Annotated in this window: 17 protein-coding genes and 1 riboswitch; of the genes, 10 read left to right on the top strand and 7 right to left on the bottom strand. The window is 71.0% G+C overall.

Translation table 11 applies throughout. The features are described from left to right. Window positions 1-8: 8 nt before the first annotated feature. On the bottom strand, window positions 9-536 hold the full coding sequence (gene def / locus I596_RS02140) for a peptide deformylase (RefSeq protein WP_067643511.1): 528 nt from the start codon (window positions 534-536) through the stop codon (window positions 9-11). A 243-nt stretch (window positions 537-779) separates the two neighbouring features. Between def and I596_RS02135 the strand changes: the two genes are divergently transcribed. The 4 genes from I596_RS02135 (at window position 780) to tsaC (ending at window position 6,454) form a co-directional block, all read left to right on the top strand. Next, entirely contained in the window at window positions 780-1,901 is a 1,122-nt protein-coding gene (locus I596_RS02135) for a LysM peptidoglycan-binding domain-containing protein (RefSeq protein WP_223303901.1), read from the top strand. A gap of 111 nt (window positions 1,902-2,012) precedes the next feature. Continuing rightward, window positions 2,013-3,155, top strand: a complete 1,143-nt coding sequence (dprA, locus tag I596_RS02130) for a DNA-processing protein DprA (protein WP_067643501.1) — start codon at window positions 2,013-2,015, stop codon at window positions 3,153-3,155. A 208-nt stretch (window positions 3,156-3,363) separates the two neighbouring features. Continuing rightward, window positions 3,364-5,865 carry a DNA topoisomerase I gene (locus tag I596_RS02125; RefSeq protein WP_067643498.1) on the top strand — a complete coding sequence of 834 codons (2,502 nt, stop codon included), beginning with the start codon at window positions 3,364-3,366 and terminating at the stop codon, window positions 5,863-5,865. A gap of 31 nt (window positions 5,866-5,896) precedes the next feature. Further along, entirely contained in the window at window positions 5,897-6,454 is a 558-nt protein-coding gene (gene tsaC, locus I596_RS02120) for an L-threonylcarbamoyladenylate synthase type 1 TsaC (RefSeq protein ID WP_083965305.1), read from the top strand. Between the two features lie 6 nt (window positions 6,455-6,460). On the opposite strand, the gene I596_RS02115 is transcribed toward tsaC, so the two are convergent. Together I596_RS02115 and I596_RS02110 are read right to left on the bottom strand one after the other, a co-directional pair. Further along, the gene (locus I596_RS02115) at window positions 6,461-7,891 is read right to left on the bottom strand and encodes a DUF1501 domain-containing protein (protein ID WP_067643492.1); all 1,431 of its coding nucleotides are present in this window, start codon (window positions 7,889-7,891) and stop codon (window positions 6,461-6,463) included. Window positions 7,892-7,988: 97 nt separating this feature from the next. Next, on the bottom strand, window positions 7,989-9,707 hold the full coding sequence (locus tag I596_RS02110) for a DUF1800 domain-containing protein (RefSeq protein ID WP_083965304.1): 1,719 nt from the start codon (window positions 9,705-9,707) through the stop codon (window positions 7,989-7,991). A gap of 350 nt (window positions 9,708-10,057) precedes the next feature. On the opposite strand from I596_RS02110, the gene I596_RS02105 reads away from it, so the two are divergent. Next, entirely contained in the window at window positions 10,058-10,396 is a 339-nt protein-coding gene (locus tag I596_RS02105; protein WP_067643489.1) for a DUF1820 family protein, read from the top strand. Between the two features lie 10 nt (window positions 10,397-10,406). Here the strand turns inward: I596_RS02105 and I596_RS02100 are convergent, their stop codons facing one another. The 3 genes from I596_RS02100 to gpmI form a co-directional block, all read right to left on the bottom strand. Beyond that, a complete protein-coding gene (locus tag I596_RS02100) occupies window positions 10,407-11,747 on the bottom strand; it encodes a S41 family peptidase (RefSeq protein WP_067651293.1) in 1,341 nt (446 codons plus the stop codon). A gap of 133 nt (window positions 11,748-11,880) precedes the next feature. Further along, window positions 11,881-13,035: a murein hydrolase activator EnvC family protein gene (locus I596_RS02095; RefSeq protein ID WP_083965303.1), complete on the bottom strand. Its 1,155-nt coding sequence runs from the start codon at window positions 13,033-13,035 to the stop codon at window positions 11,881-11,883. Then, window positions 13,035-14,564 carry a 2,3-bisphosphoglycerate-independent phosphoglycerate mutase gene (gpmI, locus tag I596_RS02090; protein ID WP_150131972.1) on the bottom strand — a complete coding sequence of 510 codons (1,530 nt, stop codon included), beginning with the start codon at window positions 14,562-14,564 and terminating at the stop codon, window positions 13,035-13,037. Before gpmI ends, I596_RS02095 begins: the two co-directional genes overlap by 1 nt. A 227-nt stretch (window positions 14,565-14,791) precedes the next feature. Here gpmI and I596_RS02085 point away from each other — a divergent pair, with 227 nt between their 5' ends. Together I596_RS02085 and I596_RS02080 are read left to right on the top strand one after the other, a co-directional pair. Continuing rightward, complete coding sequence (locus I596_RS02085) at window positions 14,792-15,445, top strand: DUF4097 family beta strand repeat-containing protein (RefSeq protein ID WP_067643484.1); 654 nt, start codon at window positions 14,792-14,794, stop codon at window positions 15,443-15,445. Window positions 15,446-15,522: 77 nt separating this feature from the next. Beyond that, window positions 15,523-15,720 carry a hypothetical protein gene (locus I596_RS02080; protein ID WP_067643481.1) on the top strand — a complete coding sequence of 66 codons (198 nt, stop codon included), beginning with the start codon at window positions 15,523-15,525 and terminating at the stop codon, window positions 15,718-15,720. Between the two features lie 24 nt (window positions 15,721-15,744). Here I596_RS02080 and I596_RS02075 read toward each other — a convergent pair whose 3' ends face one another. Further along, window positions 15,745-17,013, bottom strand: a complete 1,269-nt coding sequence (locus I596_RS02075; RefSeq protein ID WP_223303900.1) for a nucleoside recognition domain-containing protein — start codon at window positions 17,011-17,013, stop codon at window positions 15,745-15,747. A 151-nt stretch (window positions 17,014-17,164) separates the two neighbouring features. Between I596_RS02075 and I596_RS02070 the strand changes: the two genes are divergently transcribed. The 3 genes from I596_RS02070 (at window position 17,165) to I596_RS02060 (ending at window position 22,733) form a co-directional block, all read left to right on the top strand. Continuing rightward, a complete protein-coding gene (locus I596_RS02070) occupies window positions 17,165-18,595 on the top strand; it encodes a hypothetical protein (protein WP_067643479.1) in 1,431 nt (476 codons plus the stop codon). Between the two features lie 96 nt (window positions 18,596-18,691). Continuing rightward, a riboswitch (cobalamin riboswitch) is annotated at window positions 18,692-18,904 on the top strand. Between the two features lie 197 nt (window positions 18,905-19,101). Then, entirely contained in the window at window positions 19,102-21,597 is a 2,496-nt protein-coding gene (locus I596_RS02065) for a ribonucleoside-diphosphate reductase subunit alpha (protein ID WP_067643476.1), read from the top strand. Window positions 21,598-21,704: 107 nt separating this feature from the next. Further along, complete coding sequence (locus I596_RS02060; RefSeq protein WP_067643473.1) at window positions 21,705-22,733, top strand: ribonucleotide-diphosphate reductase subunit beta; 1,029 nt, start codon at window positions 21,705-21,707, stop codon at window positions 22,731-22,733. Window positions 22,734-22,745: the final 12 nt, after the last annotated feature.

The following is a 22,745-nucleotide window of genomic DNA, read 5'->3' as shown; positions in this document are numbered from 1 at the left end:
GGACGGGCCTAGGCGCTGGCGACAGCGGCCGGCGCGGCCGTGTGGCGCCGCTGCTTCTCGAGCTTCTTGCGCACCAGCTCGCGCTTGAGCGGCGAGAGGTAGTCGACGAACAGCTTGCCGGCCAGGTGATCCATCTCGTGCTGGATGCAGACGGCGAGCAGGCCGTCGGCCTCGATCTCCAGCGCGCCGCCGTCGACGTCCTGCGCCTCGACGCGGACGCGGTCCGCGCGATCGACGTCGGCATAGATGCCGGGCACCGACAGGCAGCCCTCCTGGTAGGTCTGGCTGCCTTCGCGCGCGACGATGCGCGGATTGATCAGGACCAGCGGCTGGTCCTTGGTGTCGGAGATGTCGATGACCAGCAGCTGCCGGTGGACGTCGACCTGGGTCGCGGCCAGCCCGATGCCCGGTGCGGCGTACATCGTCTCGAACATGTCCGCGACCAGACGCTTGAGGGCCGGGCCGAACTCCGTCACCGGCTGGGCACGGGTGCGCAACCGCGGGTCGGGAAATTCGAGGATCGTCAGCAGGCTCATACGCGTTGGGTGCTCCGATTCGGGCATATGCGGGCGAAAACGCCGGTCCGCAAGGGTGCGAACGGATCGGGAACGGCCGGATAGCCGCATTTTGCCGGCTTTGCGCGCGATCGCAAACCCCGTTTCGATTTCGGGAACCTCGTCAATTCTCCACCCTGAACAATTGGGCTACACTCGCGCCGCCATTGGGGAATCAGGTAATTGGCCGCCATGCTTAAAAAACTACTTCCGGTTGCGGCTGGATTGCTGGTCGCATTCGCCGCCTATGCCGCGACCGTGGAGCTGGCCGACCAGCACCCGGCTCGCTATACGGTCAAGAAAGGCGACACGCTCTGGGACATTTCCGCGCGTTTCCTGAAGAAGCCCTGGCTCTGGCCGGAAATCTGGCAGGTCAATCCGCAGGTCCGCAATCCGCACCTGATCTATCCCGGCGACGAGCTGGTCCTGGGTATCGGCTCGGGCGGCCCGGCGCTGTCCTCGATCCGTGCGCGCGCCACGCCGCTGGACCAGGCGATTCCGCCGATCCCGCTGTCGGACCTCAAGCAGTTCCTGACCCATACCCGCATCCTCAGCGACGAACAGCTGCGCAACGCGCCGCACGTCGTCGGCATCGAGGAGGATCGCCTGCGCGGCACCAGCGGCCAGTTGGTCTACGTCCGCGGCCTGGACGCCCAGCCGGGCCAGAAGCTGGCGCTGGTACGCCCGATCGGCCGCTACTACGACACGCCGCCGGACGTGAAGGGCGATCCGCAGGTGCTCAACCGCCAGGAGCGCGACACCCGCGACGGGCGCCGCGCCCTGCTCTGGCGTGACGGCCCGCACCAGATCTCGCTGAAGGGCCGCGTGCGCTTCCTCGGCTACGAGGTGCTCGACTACGCCACGGTCGAAGTCACGCGCGCCGGCGACCCGGCCTCGGTCCTGGTCGGCGAGGCCGATTTCGAGGTCCGCCCCGGCGACTTCGTGCTGCCGTTCGAGGACCGCCCCTACGACGACGAGTACGTCCCGCATCCGCCGGGCGAGGTCCCGGACGGCATGCGCGTCGTCGCGTTCACCGATGCCCTCAACGCGGTCGGCCCCAAGCAGGTCGTCGCGCTGTCGCGCGGCGCCGAGAACGGCGTCGAGAACGGCCAGGTCTACTCGATCTACCACAGCGGCGAGACGGTGACCGACCGCACCGACTACCCCGACCGCAGCACGCGCAGGTTCTTCAATCCGAAGGACGCCAAGGTGCAGCTGCCGCCGGAGTTCGTCGGCCACGTGCTGGTGTTCCGGACGTTCGACCAGGTCAGCTACGGCCTGGTCATGGATACGGTCAAGCCGATCCGGCTGGGCGACTGGCTGCACGATCCGGATTCGACCCCCTAGCCGGTTCCGGCCCGCCGGGCGCCTCGCCGCCCGGCGGCGCACCCTGCACGACCTTCGCAACCGGGCAGCGCGTCGCGCTTCGTGCGACGGGCGTTTCGTAGACTGCCCGGCATGGACGCGAACACCGTCGATACGGAAGCCTGGCTGACCCTGGTGCGCGCACCGGGCCTCGGTGCGGCGCGCCTGCGACGGCTGCTGGACCGGCACGGCCGCGTGGCCGATGCCCTGGAGGCGGTCCGGCGCGGCGGCGAGGACATCGGCGAGGCGGCCTGCGCCTGGGCACGCGCCCCCGATGCGGCGGCGATCGCGGCCGACCGCGCCTGGCTGGCCGCTCCCCAGCATCACCTGCTCGTCGCCGACGACGAGGACTTCCCGCCGCTGCTGCGCGACATCCCCGGTGCGCCGATCGCGCTGTTCGTGGTCGGCGAGCCGACACGGCTGTGGATGCCGCAGGTGGCCGTCGTCGGCAGCCGCAACGCCAGCGCCGGCGGACTGGCCACCGCCCGCAGCTTCGCCCGGGCACTGGCCGGGGCCGGCTTCACCGTCACCAGCGGCCTGGCCGAGGGCATCGACGGTGCCGCGCACGCCGCCGCGCTCGACGCCGGGGGCTGCACGATCGCGGTGCTCGGCACCGGCCCGGACCGCCTGTATCCGCGCCAGCACCGCGAACTGGCGGGCCGCATCGCCGCCGCGGGCGTCCTGGTGACCGAGTTCCCGCCGGGCACCACCGGCCGGCCGGAGCACTTCCCGCGCCGCAACCGCATCATCGCCGGCCTGTCGCTGGGCACCCTGGTGGTGGAGGCCGGCATCAAGTCCGGCTCGCTGATCACTGCCCGCTACGCGATGGAGCAAGGCCGCGAGGTGTTCGCGATTCCCGGGTCGATCCACAATCCGCTCGCGCGCGGTTGCCACCAGCTGATCCGCGACGGCGCCAAGCTGACCGAGACGGTCGAGGAGCTGATCGGCGAGCTGGCGCCACTGGCCGGCGAGCTGGGCGACCGCCTGCGCGGGCGCCTGGCCGCTGCCTCGCTGGCGGCGCCGCCGGCTGCGCCGGCCCCGGCCGGCCGGCGCAGCGACCCGGACTATCACAACCTGCTCGGCGCCCTCGGCCATGACCCGGTCACGATCGACGAACTGGCCCTGCGCACCGGCCTGCCGGTGCCGGCGCTGTCCTCGATGCTGCTGGTGCTGGAACTGGAAGGCGAGGTGGATGCCGGCTCCGGCGGCGTCTATTCGCGGCAGATGCCGCCCTAGAACCGCGAAGCATGCCGCATCTTATTGAAGAAACTCACATTTTAACCGTCCGGTCGAAGCCTCGGGCTTGACAGTCCGGAGCCGGCGTGTTTCCACTGAATAGAGAGAGCGGTCCCTGCCGGACCGCAGCCCTCCCCCGACAATCGCTTCCGCACGGTCCGGATACCGCGCGGTTACGCCGCGCCAGGACGGCGCGACAGGACACTACATGGCCAAGAACCTGCTCATCGTCGAGTCGCCCGCCAAGGCCAAGACGATCAACAAATACCTCGGCAAGGACTTCGAGGTTCTCGCTTCCTACGGACACGTGCGCGACCTGGTGCCGAAGGAGGGTGCCGTCGATCCCGACCAGCAGTTCCGGATGAACTACGAGCTGATCGACAAGAACGAAAAGCACGTCGCCGCGATCGCCAAGGCCGCCGCCAAGGCCGACTCGCTCTACCTGGCGACCGACTTGGATCGCGAAGGCGAGGCGATCTCCTGGCACATCGCCGAGATCCTCAAGCAGCGCAACCTGCTCGACGGCAAGACGCTGCACCGGGTGGTGTTCTCGGAGATCACGCCGCGGGCGATCAAGGAGGCCGTCGCCAACCCGCGCCGGCTGTCGATGGACCTGGTCAACGCGCAGCAGGCGCGGCGCGCCCTGGACTACCTCGTCGGCTTCAACCTGTCGCCGGTGCTGTGGCGCAAGGTGCAGCGCGGCCTGTCGGCCGGCCGCGTGCAGTCCCCGGCGCTGCGCATGATCGCCGAGCGCGAGGAGGAGATCGAAGCCTTCAAGGCGCGCGAGTACTGGTCGATCGAGGCCGAGTGCGCGCATCCGGACCAGGCCTTCAAGGCACGCCTGCTGACCCTGCGGGGCAAGAAGTTCGAGCAGTTCGACCTGACCAACGAGACCGATGCCCAGGCCGCGCGCAGCGCGCTGGAGCGCTCGGCCCAGGGTCGGCTGGTGGTCGCCAACGTCGAGTCCAAGGAACGCAAGCGCCGTCCGTCGCCGCCGTTCACGACCTCGACGCTGCAGCAGGAGGCCGCGCGCAAGCTCGGCTTCACCACCAGCCGCACGATGCGCCTGGCGCAGCAGCTGTACGAAGGCGTCGCGCTGGGCGACGAGGGCGTGGTCGGCCTGATCACCTACATGCGTACCGACGCGGTGTCGCTGTCGGCCGACGCGATCACCGAGCTGCGCGAGGTGATCGGCCGCGACTACGGCGCACGCGCACTGCCCGAGCAGCCGCACGTCTACCGCAACAAGTCCAAGAACGCGCAGGAAGCGCACGAGGCGATCCGGCCGACCTCGGCCTCGCATCGCCCCAAGGACGTGGCGCAGTACCTCAGCGACGAGCAGCGCAAGCTCTACGAGCTGATCTGGAAGCGCGCGCTCGCCAGCCAGATGCAGCACGCGACGCTGAACACCGTCAGCGTCGACCTCGACGCCGGCGGCGAGTCGATGTTCCGCGCCAGCGGCACGACCGTGGTCGACCCGGGCTTCCTCGCGGTCTACGAGGAAGGCCGCGACCAGAAGAACGCCGAGGACGAGGACGAGGGCCGCAAGCTGCCGAAGATGACGATCGGCGAAGCGGTGCCGCTGGCCGCCATCACCACCGACCAGCACTTCACCGAGCCGCCGCCGCGCTACTCGGAAGCCTCGCTGGTCAAGGCGCTGGAGGAATACGGCATCGGCCGCCCGTCGACCTACGCCAGCATCATCCAGGTGCTGCAGAACCGCGAGTACGTGATCCTCGAAAGCCGGCGCTTCCGGCCGACCGACGTCGGCCGCGCCGTCGCCAAGTTCCTGTCCGGCCATTTCACCCAGTACGTCGACTACGACTTCACCGCGCGCCTCGAGGACGAGCTCGACGCGGTCAGCCGCGGCGAGGAGGACTGGGTGCCGCTGCTGGAGAAGTTCTGGAAGCCGTTCAAGGCCCAGGTCGACGACAAGAACGAGAGCGTCGATCGCTCCGAAGCCACCGGCGCGCGCGAGCTGGGCACCGATCCGGTCAGCGGCAAGCCGGTCCAGGTGCGCCTGGGCCGCTACGGGCCGTTCGCGCAGATCGGCACCAAGGACGACGCCGACAAGCCCAAGTTCGCGTCGCTGCGGACCGGCCAGAGCATGCATACGATCACGCTGGCCGAGGCGCTGGAGCTGTTCAAGCTGCCGCGCGTGCTCGGCACTGCCGAGGACGGCGAGGACATCACCGTCGGCGTCGGCCGCTTCGGTCCGTTCGTCAAGCACGGATCGCTCTACGCCTCGCTGAAGAAGGAGGACGATCCGTACACGATCGACCTCGAACACGCCAAGATGCTGATCCGCGAGAAGCTCGAGGCGGCGGCCAACCGCATCATCCGGGACTTCGGCAACGGCATCCAGGTGCTCAACGGCCGCTACGGCCCGTACATCACCGACGGCGCCAAGAACGCGCGCATCCCCAAGGATCGCGAGCCCGCCTCGCTGACGCTGGCCGAATGCAGCGAGCTGCTGGCGGCGGCGCCGGACCGGCCCAAGCGGGGCGGCCGCTTCGGCAAGGCAGCCAAGAAGGCCGAACCGAAGAAGGTCGAGCCGAAGCCCGAAGCACCGGCCAAGGCCGCGGTGAAGAAGGCAGCGGCGAAGAAGGCGCCCGCCAAGAAGACCGCGGCCAAGAAGGCGGCCAAGAAAACCACCGCCAAGAAGGCACCGGCCAAGAAGGCCGCTGCCAAGAAGGTACCGGCCGGCTGAAGCCGGCCCCACCGGTCGTCGGATCGACGTCGTGGACGCCGCTGTCGAGCAGGCCGTTGCCGCGTTGCGCGGCGGCGGCCTCGTCGCCTACCCGACCGAGGCGGTCTACGGCCTCGGCTGCGATCCGCGCGACCGCGACGCCTGCGCCCGGCTGTTCGCGCTCAAGCGCCGGCCGGCAACGCAGGGGGTACTGTTGATCGGCGCCGATCTCGACCAGGTCATGGCCTACGCCGACCTCGCCGCGGTCCCCGTCGACGCGATGGCCCGCGCGCAGGCGACCTGGCCCGGTCCGTACACCTGGGTGTTCCCCGCCGGCCCGGCGGCACCGGCCTGGATCCGCGGCGCACACGCGGGCATCGCCCTGCGGGTCACCGCCCACCCGATCGCCGCGCACCTGTGCCGGCGCTTCGGCGCAGCACTGGTCTCGACCAGCGCCAACCGCCACGGCCAGGCACCGGCCCGCAGCGCCGCCGAGGTCCGGGCGGCGTTCGGCACCGCGCTGCAGGCGATCGTCGACGGCCCGCTCGGAGGACGCGACCAGCCGACCGAGATCCGCGACGTGCTCAGCGGCGCCCTGGTACGCGGCTGACGCCGCTCACCCCGGCCGCAGGAAGCCCAGGTCCGACTGGCCGAAGGCCTGCAGGTTCGGGAACAGCAACGGCAGGCTGGCGGCATCGACGCCGAACCAGCGCGCCAGCGTCGCACCGTACTGATCGACCGCCACGCGCGGGATCAGGTTGCCGTCGCCGGCGAAATCGGCACTGCCCAGAGCCAGGTCCGGGATGTTCCCGAAGACCCGCCGGCCTTCCACCGCGCCACCGAGCACGAACAGGTGATTGCCCCAGCTGTGATCGGAGCCGTCGCCGTTGCTGGTCAACGAGCGCCCGAATTCCGATGCGGCGAACGTGGTGACGCGATCGGCCACCCTGAGGTCCACCGTGGCCTGGTAGAACGCGTGCAACGCGCGCGACAGTCCGGCCAGCAGCTGCGGCTGGTCGGTCATCTGCAGGTCGTGCGTGTCGAATCCGCCGAGCGCGCAGAAGAAGATCTGGCGGCGATGCCCCAGCGCCTCGCGCACGGCGATCAGCTCCGCCGCACGCCGCAGCTGGCTGCCCAGCGCATAGGCGAAGCCGTCGGCCGCCGGCGCGCCGATCGCGGGCGGCCCCGGAAACACCGTCGCCAGCGGTGGAGCGGCCGCCAGTACGGCCTGCAGGGTGCGGTAGTCGTCGATCGCCCCCTTGATCGTGCGCCGGTAGGTGTCGGCCAGCAGGTTGACCTGGGGCTGCGCCAGGAACGCCTCGAACGCGGCTGCCGCGGCCGGATCGCGGTCGTTCTCGACGGCCCGGATCGGGCCGGTGTCGACCGTCAGCGGCTGGGTCGTGCGGCCGACCTGGAACGGGTTGGATCCGGCCAGCGACAGGTTCATCGCCAGCGTCGCCCCGGGGTTGTGTCCGGCATGGACCAGGTCGGCCAGGCGCCCGCCCCAGCCGCTCGCCGGTGTCGACTCGACCGGCGAGCGCACTTCCAGGTTCTGCCAGAAGTCCTGCTGGTCGTTGTGCGAGAACAACTGCGGTGGGAGCCGGGCGCTGCCCTGGTCGTAGGCCTGGCGGCTGACCGGTTCGAGCAGCGCGCCGACGCTGCCGACCAGCGCCAGCGCGCGGGTCTCGAACAGCTGGGCCAGCTCCGGTACCGCCGGATGCAACCCGAGCGCGTGAGGTGCGCCGGACAGCGGCGAGATCGGCAGCAGCTGCTGCTGCGGGATCGTCAGGCCGCGCCGGCGGTGCGCATAGACCGCGTACTCGGCATTGCTGCGCGGCACGAGCAGGTTGTGGCCGTCGTTGCCGCCGAGCAGGAACACGCACACCAGCGCCTTGTAGTCGGCACCACGATCGGCCTGCTGCGCCCACGCCGCATTCAGCAGCGAAAGGCTGGCCGGGACCGCGAAGAATCCGCTGCCGCCCGCCAGCGCGGCCAGGCTGCGCCGCAGGAACCGCCGGCGGCCCGGCACGGTGCGATCGAACGTCATGGCGAACTCCCGGCGAACGGAAACGGCGAACGGCGGAGGCCGGCGGCGCGGCGGCGAATCGCGCAGGACCGGTGTCTCGTGCAGACCGGGCGCGCCATCAGCGCTGCACCGCGTATTCGGGTGAGGTGGCGATCAGGTAGATCGCGTTCTGCACGCGCTGCAGCGTGTCGGCCGGCGCGATCGCCTGCAGCCGGCCGAGGATGCGGTCGCGCAGCGGGGCGGACATCGTTCCGCCGAGCAGGAGTTCGTCGAGGCGGCTCACCAGTTGCTCGACCGCGCCAGGCGGCGCCGGGCCGCCACCCGCCGGCGGCGCGATCAGCTGTTCCCAGCGGTCGAGCTGGATCAGCCGCACGCGGTCGTCGAACTGGTCCATCGGCCCGCCGCGGTAGCCCCAGAAGATCCGCCCGCCGAGGTCGTTGGTCACCGCGATGGCGAAATTGGCGGTGACGATCTGCATTTCCGGCGCCACCAGCCCGGCATTCGCCAGCGGACCGGCCGGCGCGTGCCCCGGCGAGAAGAAATTGAAGACCGACGGCGAGAACAGCGGCGACTGGTTGTAGCGCAGGTGGATGTCCAGGTCGTCGAGCATCAGGGCGTCGTCCTCCCACATCACGTCCAGGGCGCGCCACAGCTGCGCCAGCCGCAGCAGCGGCTCACGCACCTTGCCGAAGGTCTGCGGCGCCAGCCGGTGGCCCTGGCGGGCCTCGACGTCGAGCAGGATCGCCTGCACGACGGCGCGCAGGTCGCCGCGCGCGCCGGCGCCGTTGTCGGCGAACACCGCCGCGATGCGCCCGACGTAGCCCGGCGAGGGATTGCTGGTCACCAGCCGCTGGATCAACTGGCGGGCGATGAACGGAGCGACGTTCGGGTGGTTCGCCAGGGCGTCGAGCGCGTCGCCGAGATCGGTCCGCGCGCCACGCCCGCCCGGCAGCACGATGCCGTCGAACAGCCGCTTCTCGTCGCGGTCGTGATAGGCCTCGTACGGCACCATCGCGTGCTCGGTGCTGCAGGTGAAGTTCTCCTGCACGAACGGATCGGGCGGGCACTGCTGGCCGGCCGCGCAATGGCAGGCCCAACCGGTGAACACGCGCGCCATCGCGCGCACCACGGCCACGTCGTAGGTCGGTACCGTCCGCCCGTCCACGAGGACCGGCGAACCGTCCGGATACAGCCGGACCAGTCCGATCGAGAACAGCTGCATCACCTCGCGCGCGAAGTTCTCGTCGGCCTGGATGTTGTTGGCCGGGTCGGGCCTGCGGTTGCGGTACATGCTGAGGTAGCGGCCCATCGCCGGGCTCAGCGTCACGTCCTCCAGCAGCCGGCGGTAGCTGCCGAGCGCGTTGCGCAGCAGGATGTCGTGGTACGCGCCGAGTACAAGGCCGTCGTTGCCGAGGCCGGCGCCGCGCTCGGAGACGACGAAGATCTCGCTCAGCGCGAACGCGACCCGCTGGCGCAGGTCGTCGGGCGCGGCCAGGACCTGAACGAACCAAGCCTGGCGGAACAGATGGAACGGTAGCGGCTGCAGCGGATCGGCGGTACCGGCCGCCTGGCGCATGTAGGGCAGCACGAATCCGGGTGGCCGCGCCGACTGGGCGTCGAACCAGGCGCCATAGCCGCCGGCCATCAGGGCGTCGATCTGCGCCGACGCGCCGCCGAAGCTCGCCTGCGCCAGGAAACGGCTGGCATCGGCGCGGCTGGCCGGCAGGTCGCCCGGCACCTCGAACCCGTTGCGGAAGATCACGTCGGCGGCACCGGCCGCCGCCGGACCCGCGCCGAACAGGACCATCGCCCCGACCACGATCGCCATGACGTTCATGAACCGCCCCCTGTGTCCCTGCCTCAGCAGGACGCAAAACGCGGGCGGTTCCTATCACGGCCGACGGCCACAGGTGAAAAATACGAGGCCGGAAAATAAAATGCCCCGAGGGCCAGGGGGAGCCCTCGGGGCGGGAAGACCGGACTTGGGGAGAATCCGGGCTTCACAGGATCCACCCAGGGAGGAGGGGATCCGGGGGCGCCGTTGCGTGCACCCGGAAACTACGACAGAACCGAACGCGAAAAAGTTGCGGCGGCCGCCGGGCGGATTTACCGCGCATTCAGGCTGGCGGCACACCCGCTGCGCCGGCGCCTCTTCCCCGCCGGCAGGCCGGCGGCGAGAATGCGCCGATGCCCACCAAGAAGCCGTCCGTCCTCTACCGCGTCACCTTCCTGTCGCAGGGCAAGAGCTACGAACTCTACGCCCGGCGCGTCGCCTCCAGCGCGCTCTGGGGCTTCACCGAGGTCGCCGACCTGGTCTTCGAGCCGCAGGGCGAGGGGCTGGTGGTCGACCCGACCGAGGAACGGCTGCGCGAGGAGTTCGGCAACACCCGCGTGCTGCACCTGCCGATCCAGTCGATCCAGCGCATCGAGGAAGTCGACCGCCGGCGCGCACCGGCGATCCGCGATGCCGGCAACGGCGAGAAGGTCATGCCGTTCCCGCTGCCGCCCCGCCCGGGCCAGCCCTGACGGCCCCGCCTCAGCTCTTCGTTTCCGGCGACACCGCCGGCCGCCGCTGCAGCGCCAGCCCCTTGAGGACGTTCAGCGCCTCGTTGAGCGCATAGTCGGCCTGGACCTGGTCGTCCTGCTCGACCGCCAGCGGCTCGGTGCCTTCATCGGCGCCCTGCAGGTGGTTGCGCAGGTCGCGCTCGCGGAGCATCGGCGTCGGCGGCGCGTCGCGCCGGGTCAGGGCCAGGTCCGAGAGCGCGATGTCCGGCGCGATGCCCTGGGCCTGGATCGAGACGCCGCTCGGCGTGTAGTAGCGCGCCGTGGTCAGCTTGATCGCGTGCTCGGCGTCGAGCGGCAGGATCGTCTGCACCGACCCCTTGCCGAACGTGCGCCGCCCCATCAGCAGCGCCCGGTGGTTGTCCTTGAGCGCACCGGCGACGATCTCGGCGGCCGAGGCCGAGCCGTTGTCGACCAGCACCACCAGCGGCGCGCCGCCGAGCTGGTCGCCCGGCGTGGCGCTGAAGGAGAGTTCGGCCTCCTTGATACGGCCGCGGGTGGTGACGACGACACCGGCATCGAGGAAGGCATCGCTGACGTCGACCGCCGCGGACACCAGGCCGCCGGGATTGCTGCGCAGGTCCAGGATCGCGCCCTTGAGCGGCGCCTTGTTCTCGGCCTGCAGGCGGTCCAGGCGCTTGCGCAGGTCGTTGCCGGTCTCGGCCTGGAACTGGCTGATGCGCAGGTAGGCATAGCCGGGTTCGAGCATGCGGCCCTTCACGCTGGCGACGCGGATCACCTCGCGCTTGAGCGTGACGTCGATCGGAACCGTGTGGCCCTCGTGCAGGATGCTCAGCGTGATCTCGCTGCCGGGCTTGCCGCGCAGCCGCTCGATCGCGCCGCCCAGGTCGTCCGGCGGCAACGGCTTGCCGTCGATGCGCACGATCGTGTCGCCGGCCTTGATCCCGGCGCGCTCGGCCGGCGTGTCGTCGATCGGCGCGATCACGCGCAGGACGCCGTCCATCGGCACCACCTCGATGCCGAGGCCGGCGTAGCTGCCGGTCGTGTCTTCGGTCAGCTCCTGGATCTGCGGGCCGTCGAGGTACTCGCTGTGCGGGTCGAGGTCGGCCAGCAGGCCGCGGATCGCCGCCTGCATCAGGCGCTGGTCGGAGACGTCCTCGACGTAGCCCTGCTTGACCAGGCTGAACACCGCCGTGAACGTGCGGATGTCCTCGAGGCTGACGGCGCTCTTCGGCGCGGCGGGCGCGGCGGCGGGTGCCGCCGCAGGCGCGGGCGCGGCGGCCGGCTCCTCGGCGTGAACGGTCGGCACGACGGCGGCGAGACCGGCGACGAAAAGCAGGGACGGCAGACGCATGCGGCGATCCTCGATCGATGGCAGGGCACGATGGTAGCGCGTCCGGCCTCCACGGCCGGCGGTCCGCGCAACGACGCGCATCCGGTTCATCGACCGCGCGAGGGCCCGGCAAGTTCGCCGTGCCGCCGCCGCGTCACCGCCGCAGCCAGGCGCGCGGATCGACCGGCTTGCCCTTGTGGCGCAGCTCGAAGTACAGGCTGCCGACAGCCTGGCCGCCGCTGACGCCGCTGCGCGCGACCACCTCGCCGGGCGCCACCCAGTCGCCGACCTCCTTGAGCAGCGCCTCGTTGTAGCCGTAGAGGCTGAGGTAGTCGTCGCCGTGGTCGACGATCAGCAGCAGGCCGTAGCCCTTGAACCAGTCGGCGAAGACGATGCGGCCATGGGCGACCGCCCGCACCGGCGTGGCGGCCTGGGCGGCGATGCGCCAGCCGGCGCTGGCCCGCCCCGATTCGTCGGTCGCGCCGAAGCCGGTCAGCACCTGCCCCTGCACCGGCCACGCCAACCGGCCGCGCAGGCCGGCGAAGGCCTCGGCGGCGCCGAGCTGGCGCGGGATGTCGGCGAACACGTCGCGCAGCTTCTCGATCAACCCGAGCACGGCGTTCTCGTCCTTGCCGAGCGCGGCAAGGCGGGCGGCCTGCGTCGTCAGCGTCGTCTCGAAGCCGGCCAGCAGCTGGGTGCGCGCCGTGCGCTCGCCGGCCAGCCGCTGGCTCTCGGCCTCCTGCGCGGCCCGCGTCGCGTCGAGTTCCGCGCTGCGCGCCTCGATCGCCTGCTGCACCTCGGCCAGCGCGGCCAGGTCGTCCATCAGGCCGTCGATCCGCTCGACGCGCGCCTTCTGGAAATAGCGGTGATAGGCCAGCACGCGGGCGATGCCGGCCACGTCGTCCTGCTGCAGCAGCAGCTTGAGTTCCTCGTGGCGGCCGAGCGCATAGGCCGACCGCAGCAGGGCGGCGAGCGCCTCGCGCTGGCGCCGCAGTGCGCCGGTCAGCTCGCTGCGGCGCTGCTCGAGCGCGGCCAGCTCGCGCTCCTGTCCGGCCTGGCGCGCCTGGATCGCGACCAGCTCGCGCGCCACGGCGGCGATCGCCAGCTCCTGCTCGCGCAGCGCCCGCGTGGCCTCGTCGCGCTCGCCGCGCGTGGCGCGCTGCTCGGCGGTGAGCGCCTGGATCTCGGTGCGGATCCGGTCGAGCTGCCGGCGCGCCTCGGCTTCCTGCGCCGCCCGCTCGGCCGGCGTCTCCTGCGCCAGTGCCAGCGCACTGGCGAGCAGCGCCAGCAGCACCGGCGCCCAGCGCATCAACCGGTGAACTCGACCAGGCTGTGCCCGGTCATCTGCGGCGGCTGCGGCAGGCCCATCAAGGTCAGCACGCTCGGCGCCAGGTCGGCCAGCGTGCCGGGCCGCAGCGTGGCCGGCCGGCCGACGTAGACCAGCGGCACCGGCCCGACCGTGTGCTGGGTATGCGGGACGCCGTTCTCGTCGAGCATCTGCTCGAGGTTGCCGTGGTCGGCGCTGATCAGCATCTCGCCGCCGGCGGCGCGGATCGCCGCGACGATGCGGCCGAGCGCGGCGTCGACGACCTCGGCGGCCTCGATCGCCGCCGCCTCGATGCCGGTATGGCCGACCATGTCCGGATTGGCGATGTTGCAGACGATGAAATCGAACGTGCCCGCGCCGATCGCGGCGACCAGGGCGTCGGTGACCGCCGGGCAGCTCATCGCCGGCAGCAGGTCGTAGGTCGCCACCTTGGGACTGGGCACCAGGATGCGCTGCTCGCCGTCGAACGGCGCCTCGCGCCCGCCGGAGAAGAAGAACGTCACGTGCGCGTACTTCTCGGTCTCGGCGATCCGCAGCTGGGCCAGCCCGAGCGAGGCCAGGTACTCGCCGAGCGATCGCTCGGTCGACTGCGGCGGCCAGGCGATCGCCGTGACCGGCAGGCCGGCCGCGTACTCGGTCAGCGTCACGAAGGCCGCCAGGCGCGGCACGCGCGCACGCTCGAACCCGGCGAACGCCGGATCGACGAAGACCTGGGTCAGCTGGCGCGCGCGGTCGGCGCGGAAGTTCATGTAGACGACCGCGTCGCCGTCCTCGACCGGCACGCCGCCGTCGATCACCGTCGGCTGCACGAACTCGTCGCCCTCCCCGCGCGCATAGGCGGCCTGCAGCGCCGACAGGCCGTCGGCGGCGTGAAGGCCGGAAGCGCCCTCGACGATCGCGGCATAGGCGCGCTCGACGCGATCCCAGCGCTGGTCGCGATCCATCGCGAAGTAGCGGCCGCAGACCGTGGCGATCCGCGCATTGCCGAGGCGCCGGCAGGTCTCCTCGAGCAGCCGCAGGCTCGGCTCGGCGCTTTGCGGCGGCATGTCGCGGCCGTCCAGGAACGCATGGACGGCGACCCGCGCCACGCCCTGCCGGCGCGCCAGCTCGAGCAGGGCGAGGATGTGCGCCTCGTGGCTGTGCACGCCGCCGGGCGACAGCAGGCCGAACACGTGCAGCGTGCGGCCCGTGTCCCGGACCGCCGCGCAGGCGCCGTTGAGCGCCGGGTTCCCGTAGAAGCTGCCGTCGGCGATCGCCGCGTCGATGCGGGTCAGGTCCTGGTAGAGGACGCGTCCCGAGCCGATCGTCATGTGGCCGACCTCGGAATTGCCCATCTGGCCGTCCGGCAGGCCGACGTGGAGGCCGTGCGTCTGCACCAGCGTGTGCGGGCAGTCGGCCAGCAGCGTGCGCCAGTGCGGCAGGCGCGCCTGGGCGATCGCGTTGTGGGCGGTCTCCTCGCGATGGCCCCAGCCATCGAGGATCAGCAGCAGGACGGGCTTGGGTCGGGACACGAGGCTTGGGGTTTCCGGCAGGAAGAATCGCGTATGTTAGAGCGTGTCATGGTCTTTGGGGCGCAGACGCGGGCTCCCGCCGCGGCACCGCCGGCAGGCCGGGGGCGAAGGCGGCGGAGCGCCCGCCCGGGACGGACCGTGCCGGAGGTCATGCCGGCGCAGGTGCGTTAAACCGATGACGGCCCGCCTGCATCCCATGGCCGGCATACCCACAGGAGGCCCAAGACATGTCCCGTTTTCTCATCGTCCCGCTCGCACTGCTGCTGGCCCTGCCGGTACTGGCCGACGGCGACATCAGCAAGGTCAACGGCTCGGTGCGCGTGGAAGCCAACCAGACGGCCGGCGACGTCAGCACCGTCAACGGCTCGATCCGCATCGAGGACGGCGCCCGCGTCGAATCGGCCGAGACCGTCAACGGCTCGATCGCGCTGACGGCCGATGTCGGCGCGCGCGAGCTCAGCACCGTCAACGGCTCGATCGAGGTCGGCCCGCGCAGCCGCATCGCCGAGTCGGTCGAGACCGTCAACGGCCGCGTCCACCTCGGCCGCGGCGCCGAGGTCAGCGGCGCGGTATCCAACGTCAACGGCGAGATCCGGCTCGACGCGGCCCGTGTCGGCGGCGGCATCAAGACCGTCAGCGGCAATGTCCTGGTCGGCGCCGATTCGCGCGTCGACGGCGACCTTCTCGTCGAGAAGCCCGGCGGCTGGTTCACGTCGGGCAACTCGCGCAAGCCGCGCATCGTGATCGGACCGCGCGCCGTCGTCGAGGGCACGCTGGAGTTCCGCCGCGAGGTCGAGCTGTTCGTCAGCGACACCGCGCAGATCGGCCCGATCAAGGGCGCCAACGCCCAGGCCTTCAGCGGCGACCAGCCGGCCGGCTGAGGTTGATAGCCGGTCTTTCCGCCACCACCATCCGTCGGACCGGTGCGACGCACCGGTCCGATCCTGCGAGGACATCGATGTTGAGCTTCCTGCTGTGGCTGTTGCTGCTGGTGGTCTGCTGGCCGCTGGCGCTGCTCGCCCTGATCCTCTATCCCGTGGTCTGGCTGCTGCTGTTGCCGTTCCGGCTGATCGGCATCGCCGTCACCGGCGTCTTCGAGTTCCTGCGCAGCCTGCTCCTGCTGCCGGCCCGGGTCTTGCGCGGCCGCCCGGTCTGACCCCGGCCGGTCCCGCACGCCGGCTCAGCCGAAGAACCAGTAGCACACGGCGATCGACGCCAGCACGCCGGCGAGGTCGGCCAGCAGTGCGCAGCCGACCGCATGGCGCGCACGGCGGACGCCGACCGCGCCGAAATACACCGCCAGCACGTAGAACGTCGTCTCGGTGCTGCCCTGCACCGTGGCCGCCAGCAGCGCCGGGAAGCTGTCGACGCCGTGGTGCTGCATCGTCTCGATCAGCAGCGCCCGCGCGGCGCTGCCGGAGAACGGCTTGACCAGGGCAGTGGGCATCGCGTCGACGAAGCGCGTGTCGGCGCCGGCGACCGTCGCCAGCCAGCGGATGCCGTCCAGCGCCAGGTCCAGCGCCCCGGACGCCCGCAGCACGCCGACCGCGCAGAGCATCGCCACCAGGTACGGCAGCAGGTCCCGGGCGACCTCGAACCCCTGCCGCGCCCCTTCGACGAAACTCTCGTAGACCGGCACACGGCGCACCGCGCCGGCGACCAGGAACGCGACGACGATCGCGAACAGCACGAGGTTGCCGAGCAGCGACGACAGCGCCGCGAGCGCCGCCGCCGACAGCGTCGCCAGCACCGCGATGAAGCCGCCCAGCAGCACCGCGCCGGCACCGAGAAACGCCAGCACCACCGGGTCCCACAGCCGCAGCCGCTGGACCGCCGCCACCGCCAGCAGGCCCGCCAGGGTCGAGGCGCTGGTCGCCAGCAGGATCGGCAGGAAGACCAGGGTCGGATCGGCCGCACCCTGCTGCGCCCGGTACATGAAGATCGACACCGGCAGCACCGTCAGCGACGAGGCGTTGAGCACCAGGAACAGGATCTGCGCGTTGCTGGCGGTCTCGGGTGCCGGGTTCAGCGACTGCAGCTCGCGCATCGCGCGCAGGCCGATCGGCGTGGCCGCGTTGTCCAGGCCCAGCGCGTTGGCGGCGAAGTTCAGCGTGATGAGGCCGATCGCCGGATGGTCGCGCGGCACCTCCGGCATCAGCCGCGCGAACAGCGGGCCGAGCAGGCGCGCCAGCGCGGCGACCAGGCCGGCCTGTTCGGCGATGCGCAGGAAGCCCAGCCACAGCGTCAGCGTGCCGAACAGCAGCACCATGACCTCGACCGACAGCCGCGCCATGTCGAACAGGCTGCCGACCATCGCCGCGAACACGGTCCCGTCGCCGCCGAACAGCCAGCGCGCCAGCGCGGCCACCGCCGCGGTCAGGAAGAAGCCGAGCCAGAGCTTGTTGAGCATGCGCACGCCGGTGACGGTCGGCGCCCAGCATAGCCGCATCGCCGGCCGCGGCGAACGCCGCGCCCGGCCGGATCGACCCGACCGGCACGCGACGGCCCCTGAGTGGATCGGGCGCCGGAATCCGTCCTGGTCGGATACCGCCGCTGCATTCGCGGCAGGCGACGCCGATCCCACCCGAGGAGTCTTCCCGATGAAACACCTGATTCTCGCCGGCAGCCTGGGACTCGTGCTGTCGGGCCCGTCGACCGTCCACGCCGGCAAGGCCGCCCTCTTCCACGACAGCATCGCGCTCGCGCCCGGCGACCTCGAGGTGCGGGTCGCCGGCGCGGCGGTCCGCGGCGACGGCAGCTGGGTCACGCTCGGCGCGCGGCTCGACGAGACCCTGCACGAGGCGCTGTACCTGGTCGCGCGCGATCGCGACGGCGCCCGGCTGGCCGCCCGCGCCCTGCCCAGCAACGCCGGACACGCCCAGGTACCGCAATCGCTGGTCGCCCTCGGCGACGGCGACGTCCTCGCCGCCAGCCTCGAATACGACGATTCGGCCGGACCGCGGCGCTTGTTCGTGACGCGCCTGGATGCAGACCTGCTGCCGGTCTGGAGCGTGCGCCTGAACCTGCCGCAGGCCTCGTTCGAGTCCGTGCGCCTCAAGACACCCGCCTCCCCGGGCAGTGCCGTGCGGGTGCTCGGCGAGGTGCAGCGATCGGTCGACGGCGTGTTCGGTACCGGCGACGGCCTGCTGGCGACGATCGACCCGGCCGACGGCAGCGTGCTGTCCGCCTATACGCTCGGCACCGCCGACCAGGAGCGCGTGGTCGACTGGCAGACCGGCGACGACGGCCACGACGTGCTGCTGCTGGAGACGGCGCGGCGGACCGGCCCGGTCAGCGTCGAGAGCGGCGACGGCCTGGTCAGCATCAGCAAAGGCGGCACGCTGCGCGGCGCCCGCCTGATCGGCCACCCGGGCAGCGCCGGGATCCGCGCCCGTGCGCTGGCGCTGCTGCCGCACCCCGACGGCGGCTGGGTGATCACCGGCCGCCGTACCGCGTTCGGCCCCAACTTCTTCTACCTCCAGCGCGTCGGCGCCGACCTGGCTCCGGCGCCGGCGCGCGTGCTGGTGCCGTTCTTCAACGCCATCGACAGCGCCGTCCACGACGGCAGCGTCTGGCTCTACGGCGAAGCCAACGGCGAGGCGCAGCACACCGGCACCGTGCTGATGCGCCTGGACGCGGACCTGGCGCTGCGCGGCCAGCGCCGCTACCTGACCGACAACGGCAGCTTCCCGAGCGGCGCGATCGCCGTGGCCGGCGGCCGGGCCCTGCTGGCGCTCGGCGCCAGCCGCAGCGGCGAGAAGGTCTTCGTCTTCGAGACCGTCCATACGGTCGACCTCGCCACCGCGGGTGCCGGCCTGGTCTGCGGCGAGGACCACTACGCCGGCTTCACGCCGACCACGGACACCCCCGTCGAGCTGGCCGGATGGGCGCCCGAGCTGCGGCCGCTGCCGGACCTGGTGGCCAACCCGATGCCGGCCCTGGCCGAACCGCTCGCGGTGGCCGCGGTGGGCCTGTGCCTGGCCGCGGAAGACGCCCTGTTCCGCGACGGTTTCGAGCCGCCGCCGCGCTGACCGGCACCGGATGCCGGCAAACCCGCGCCCCGCGCGGCCTCCGCAAAAAGCAAGATGCGAGGCACAAAATAATCGGTTGACATGCACCGGCGACCACAATAGCTTGTGTTCGTCGGTGCCCGCCGGACCTAACGGTCCAGCCGGCTTAATAGGGAATCCGGTGCGAGACCGGAGCTGCCCCGCAGCGGTAAGTGGAAACGAAATCCGCGTTCAGCACTGGTCCGTCGGGACTGGGAAGCGGCGGAAACTAGGCGAGCCGGAAGGCCCACGTCCACAAGCCCGAAGACCTGCCGACACGTTGGATGGCTGCGACTGCCGTCGCGTCCCTTGAGACGCCGGACGCCGATCGTCAGCCCGCCGGCGCGGGTGGCCGCCTCCGCGGGGAGGATGCGTCACGAGACGGGACGCCCGACCGCGTGCCGTCGGTGACGTTTCCGTTCCCGGTGGCCAACCCGATCGTTCCTGCGCGGAGGAGCAGGTCGCCCGACAGGCTACGGAGGAAACCCATGCACCCCCTGGATATGCGCCCCGCATCCGCGGATGCCGACACCCCATCTCCCGTTGTCGCCACGCCCGCCAAGGCCGACGGCGCCAACAAGAACGATTTCGCGCTGACCCCGCCGCACAGCCCGGCGCAGATGCGCGTGACCAAGCGCAACGGCTCGACCGAGGTCGTGGACGTCGGCAAGATCGTGCGCGCGGTGACGCGCACCGCCGAGGGCCTGCATGCGGTCGACCCGATGCGCGTGGCGCTCAAGACGATCGGCGGCCTCTACGACGGCGCCAGCACGCGCGAGCTCGACGAACTCTCGATCCGCACCGCCGCCGCGCTCACCGCCGAGGAGCCCGAGTACGGCTTCCTCGCCGGCCGCCTGCTGTCGGCCTACATCGACAAGGAGGTCGCCGGCCAGGAGATCCAGTCGTTCTCCCAGTCGGTCGCCCGCGGCGCCGAGGTCGGCGTCATCAACGACGCCCTGCGCGACTTCGTCGCGCTGAACGCGCGCAAGTTCAACGACGCGATCGACCCGCTGGCCACGCGCCGCTTCGAGTACTTCGGCCTGCGCACGGTCTACGACCGCTACCTGCTGCGCCATCCGCAGCTGCGCAAGGTCCTGGAGACGCCGCAGTACTTCTTCATGCGCATCGCCTGCGCGCTCGGCGGCGGCGACATCGGCGAGACGCTGGAGCTGTACCGGCTGATGTCCTCGCTGGAGTACATCCCGAGCTCGCCGACGCTGTTCAACGCCGGCACCGCGCACCAGCAGCTGTCCTCGTGCTTTCTGCTCGACTCGCCGGGCGATTCGCTGGAAAGCATCTACGACAAGTACGCCGACGTCGCCAAGCTGTCCAAGTTCGCCGGCGGCATCGGGCTCTCGTACTCGCGCGTGCGCTCGCGCGGCTCGCTGATCCGCGGCACCAACGGCCACTCCAACGGCCTGGTGCCGTGGCTCAAGACGCTCGACGCCTCGGTGGCGGCGGTCAACCAGGGCGGCAAGCGCAAGGGCGCGGCCTGCGTCTACCTGGAGACCTGGCACGCCGACATCGAGGAATTCCTCGAGCTGCGCGACAACACCGGCGACGAGGCGCGCCGCACGCACAACCTGAACCTGGCCAACTGGGTGCCGGACGAGTTCATGCGGCGCGTCGAGCGCGACGCGGACTGGTCGCTGTTCGACCCGAAGATCGTGCCGCACTTCGTCGACACCTGGGGCGAGGCGTTCGACCAGGCCTACCGCCAGGCCGAGGCCGACGGCCTGGCCGTCAAGACGATCAAGGCGCGCGAGCTCTACTCGCGCATGCTGCGCACGCTGGCGCAGACCGGCAACGGCTGGATGACGTTCAAGGACCGCAGCAACGCGACCAGCAACCAGACCGCGCTGCCGGCGAACGTGGTCCACCTGTCGAACCTGTGCACCGAGATCCTCGAGGTCACCTCCGGCAGCGAGACCGCGGTCTGCAACCTCGGCTCGATCAACCTGGCGCGCCACGTCGGCGACGGCGGCTTCGACTTCGACAAGCTCGCCGCCACCGTGCGCACCGCGGTGCGCCAGCTCGACCGCGTCATCGACATCAACTTCTACCCGATCGACACCGCCGCCACCGCCAACCGCAAGTGGCGGCCGGTCGGCCTCGGCGTGATGGGCCTGCAGGACCTGTTCTTCCAGCTGCGCCTGCCGTTCGACTCGGCCGAGGCGCTGGCGCTGTCCTCGCAGATCGCCGAGGAGATCTACTACAACGCGCTGGTCAGCTCCTGCGAGCTGGCGGCCGAGCTCGGCCGTCACCCGGGCTTCGAGGAAAGCCGCGCGGCGCGCGGCGAGCTGCAGTTCGACTACTGGCCGCAGGCGCGCCCGACGATCCCGGCCGAGCGCTGGAACGAACTGCGCGAGCGCATCCGCACGCAGGGCCTGCGCAACTCGCTGCTGATCGCGATCGCGCCGACCGCGACGATCGCCTCGATCGCCGGCTGCTACGAATGCATCGAGCCGCAGGTGTCGAACCTGTTCAAGCGCGAGACGCTGTCGGGCGACTTCCTCGTCGTCAACCGCTACCTGGTCGACGAGCTCAAGACGCTGGGGCTGTGGACCGACGCGGTGCGCGACGCGATCAAGCTCGCCGAAGGCTCGATCCAGGGCGTGGCGGCGATCCCCGAGCCGCTGCGCCAGGTCTACCGTACGGTGTGGGAGCTGCCGCAGAAGGCCCTGATCGACCTGGCCGCTTCCCGCGGCGCCTACATCGACCAGAGCCAGTCGCTGAACCTGTTCCAGGAGAACCCGAACATCGGCCGCCTGTCGTCGATGTACATGTACGCCTGGAAGGCCGGCGTCAAGACGACCTACTACCTGCGCTCGCGTCCGGCCACGCGGATCGCCAAGACCACGGTCGGCGCGGTGGCCGAGGCACCCGCGCCGCCGGCCCCGGCACCGGCCAATGACGCCCAGGCCGCGACCCAGGCGGTGTTCTGCTCGCTCGAGAACCCCGAGTACTGCGAGGCCTGCCAGTAAGCCGTCATGCCGCCGGGCGCCCTGCCGGGCGCGCGGCGGCATGCAGCGGCAGCGGCCTTCCGCACGGCGCCGCACGCGGCGCCCCATCGACCGAACCCGAGTACCCCATGTCCGCCCAACCGCCGCTCAAGAAACACCACCTGCTCGACGCCGGCTTCGAACTGACGCTGCGGCCGATGCGCTACCCCGAGTTCTACGAGATGTACCGCGCGGCGATCCGCAACACCTGGACCGTCGAGGAGGTGGACTTCTCGATCGACGTCACCGACCTGCGTTCGCGCATGTCGCCGGCCGACCGCCACCTGATCCATCGCCTGGTCGCGTTCTTCGCGACCGGCGACTCGATCGTCTCCAACAACCTCGTCCTCAACCTCTACAAGCACCTCAATTCGCCCGAGGCGCGCATGTACCTGTCGCGGCAGCTCTACGAGGAAGCGCTGCACGTGCAGTTCTACCTGACCCTGCTCGACACCTACATGCCCGATCCGGACGCGCGCGTGCAGGCGTTCGCCGCGGTCGAGAACATCCCGTCGATCCGCAAGAAGGCCGAGTTCTGCTTCAAGTGGATCGACTCGATCCAGCACCTGGACCGCATCGAGACGCGCGAGCAGCGGCGCGAGTTCCTGCTCAACCAGATCTGCTTCGCCGCCTGCATCGAGGGCCTGTTCTTCTTCGCCGCCTTCGCCTACGTCTACTTCTTCCGCTCGCGCGGCCTGCTGCCGGGCCTGGCCTCGGGCACCAACTGGGTGTTCCGCGACGAGAGCTGCCACATGGCGTTCGCGTTCGAGGCGATCCGCACCGTGCGCAACGAGGAGCCGGACCTGTTCGACGCGCAGATGCAGGAGCAGGTCTACGCGATGCTCGCCGAGGCGATCGACTGCGAGACGCAGTTCGCCGAGGACGTGCTGGCCGGCGGCGTCGCCGGCATCTCCACCCGCGACATGCGCCAGTACCTGGAATACTGCGCGGACCAGCACTTCGTGAAGCTCGGCATGCCCAAGCGCTACGGCGTCAAGAACTCGCTGCCGTTCATGGAGCTGCAGGACGTGCAGGAGCTGACCAACTTCTTCGAGCGCCGCGTCTCGGCCTACCAGGTCGGCGTGCAGGGCGAGGTCGCGTTCGACGAGGCGTTCTGATCGCGGCACCGC

Origin of the sequence: Dokdonella koreensis DS-123, from assembly GCF_001632775.1 — a bacterium.
In the GTDB taxonomy this organism is placed as follows: Bacteria; Pseudomonadota; Gammaproteobacteria; order Xanthomonadales; family Rhodanobacteraceae; genus Dokdonella; species Dokdonella koreensis.
This window is presented reverse-complemented; position numbering and strand designations above follow the sequence as displayed.

Coding starts and splice junctions, on each gene's coding strand:
- def (WP_067643511.1), bottom strand. CDS start 536: ATGAGCCTGCTGACGATCCTCGAATTTCCCGACCCGCGGTTGCGCACC.
- dprA (WP_067643501.1), top strand. CDS start 2,013: ATGGACGCGAACACCGTCGATACGGAAGCCTGGCTGACCCTGGTGCGC.
- I596_RS02125 (WP_067643498.1), top strand. CDS start 3,364: ATGGCCAAGAACCTGCTCATCGTCGAGTCGCCCGCCAAGGCCAAGACG.
- I596_RS02115 (WP_067643492.1), bottom strand. CDS start 7,891: ATGACGTTCGATCGCACCGTGCCGGGCCGCCGGCGGTTCCTGCGGCGC.
- I596_RS02110 (WP_083965304.1), bottom strand. CDS start 9,707: ATGAACGTCATGGCGATCGTGGTCGGGGCGATGGTCCTGTTCGGCGCG.
- I596_RS02105 (WP_067643489.1), top strand. CDS start 10,058: ATGCCCACCAAGAAGCCGTCCGTCCTCTACCGCGTCACCTTCCTGTCG.
- I596_RS02100 (WP_067651293.1), bottom strand. CDS start 11,747: ATGCGTCTGCCGTCCCTGCTTTTCGTCGCCGGTCTCGCCGCCGTCGTG.
- I596_RS02095 (WP_083965303.1), bottom strand. CDS start 13,035: ATGCGCTGGGCGCCGGTGCTGCTGGCGCTGCTCGCCAGTGCGCTGGCA.
- I596_RS02085 (WP_067643484.1), top strand. CDS start 14,792: ATGTCCCGTTTTCTCATCGTCCCGCTCGCACTGCTGCTGGCCCTGCCG.
- I596_RS02080 (WP_067643481.1), top strand. CDS start 15,523: ATGTTGAGCTTCCTGCTGTGGCTGTTGCTGCTGGTGGTCTGCTGGCCG.
- I596_RS02075 (WP_223303900.1), bottom strand. CDS start 17,013: ATGCGGCTATGCTGGGCGCCGACCGTCACCGGCGTGCGCATGCTCAAC.
- I596_RS02070 (WP_067643479.1), top strand. CDS start 17,165: ATGAAACACCTGATTCTCGCCGGCAGCCTGGGACTCGTGCTGTCGGGC.
- I596_RS02065 (WP_067643476.1), top strand. CDS start 19,102: ATGCACCCCCTGGATATGCGCCCCGCATCCGCGGATGCCGACACCCCA.
- I596_RS02060 (WP_067643473.1), top strand. CDS start 21,705: ATGTCCGCCCAACCGCCGCTCAAGAAACACCACCTGCTCGACGCCGGC.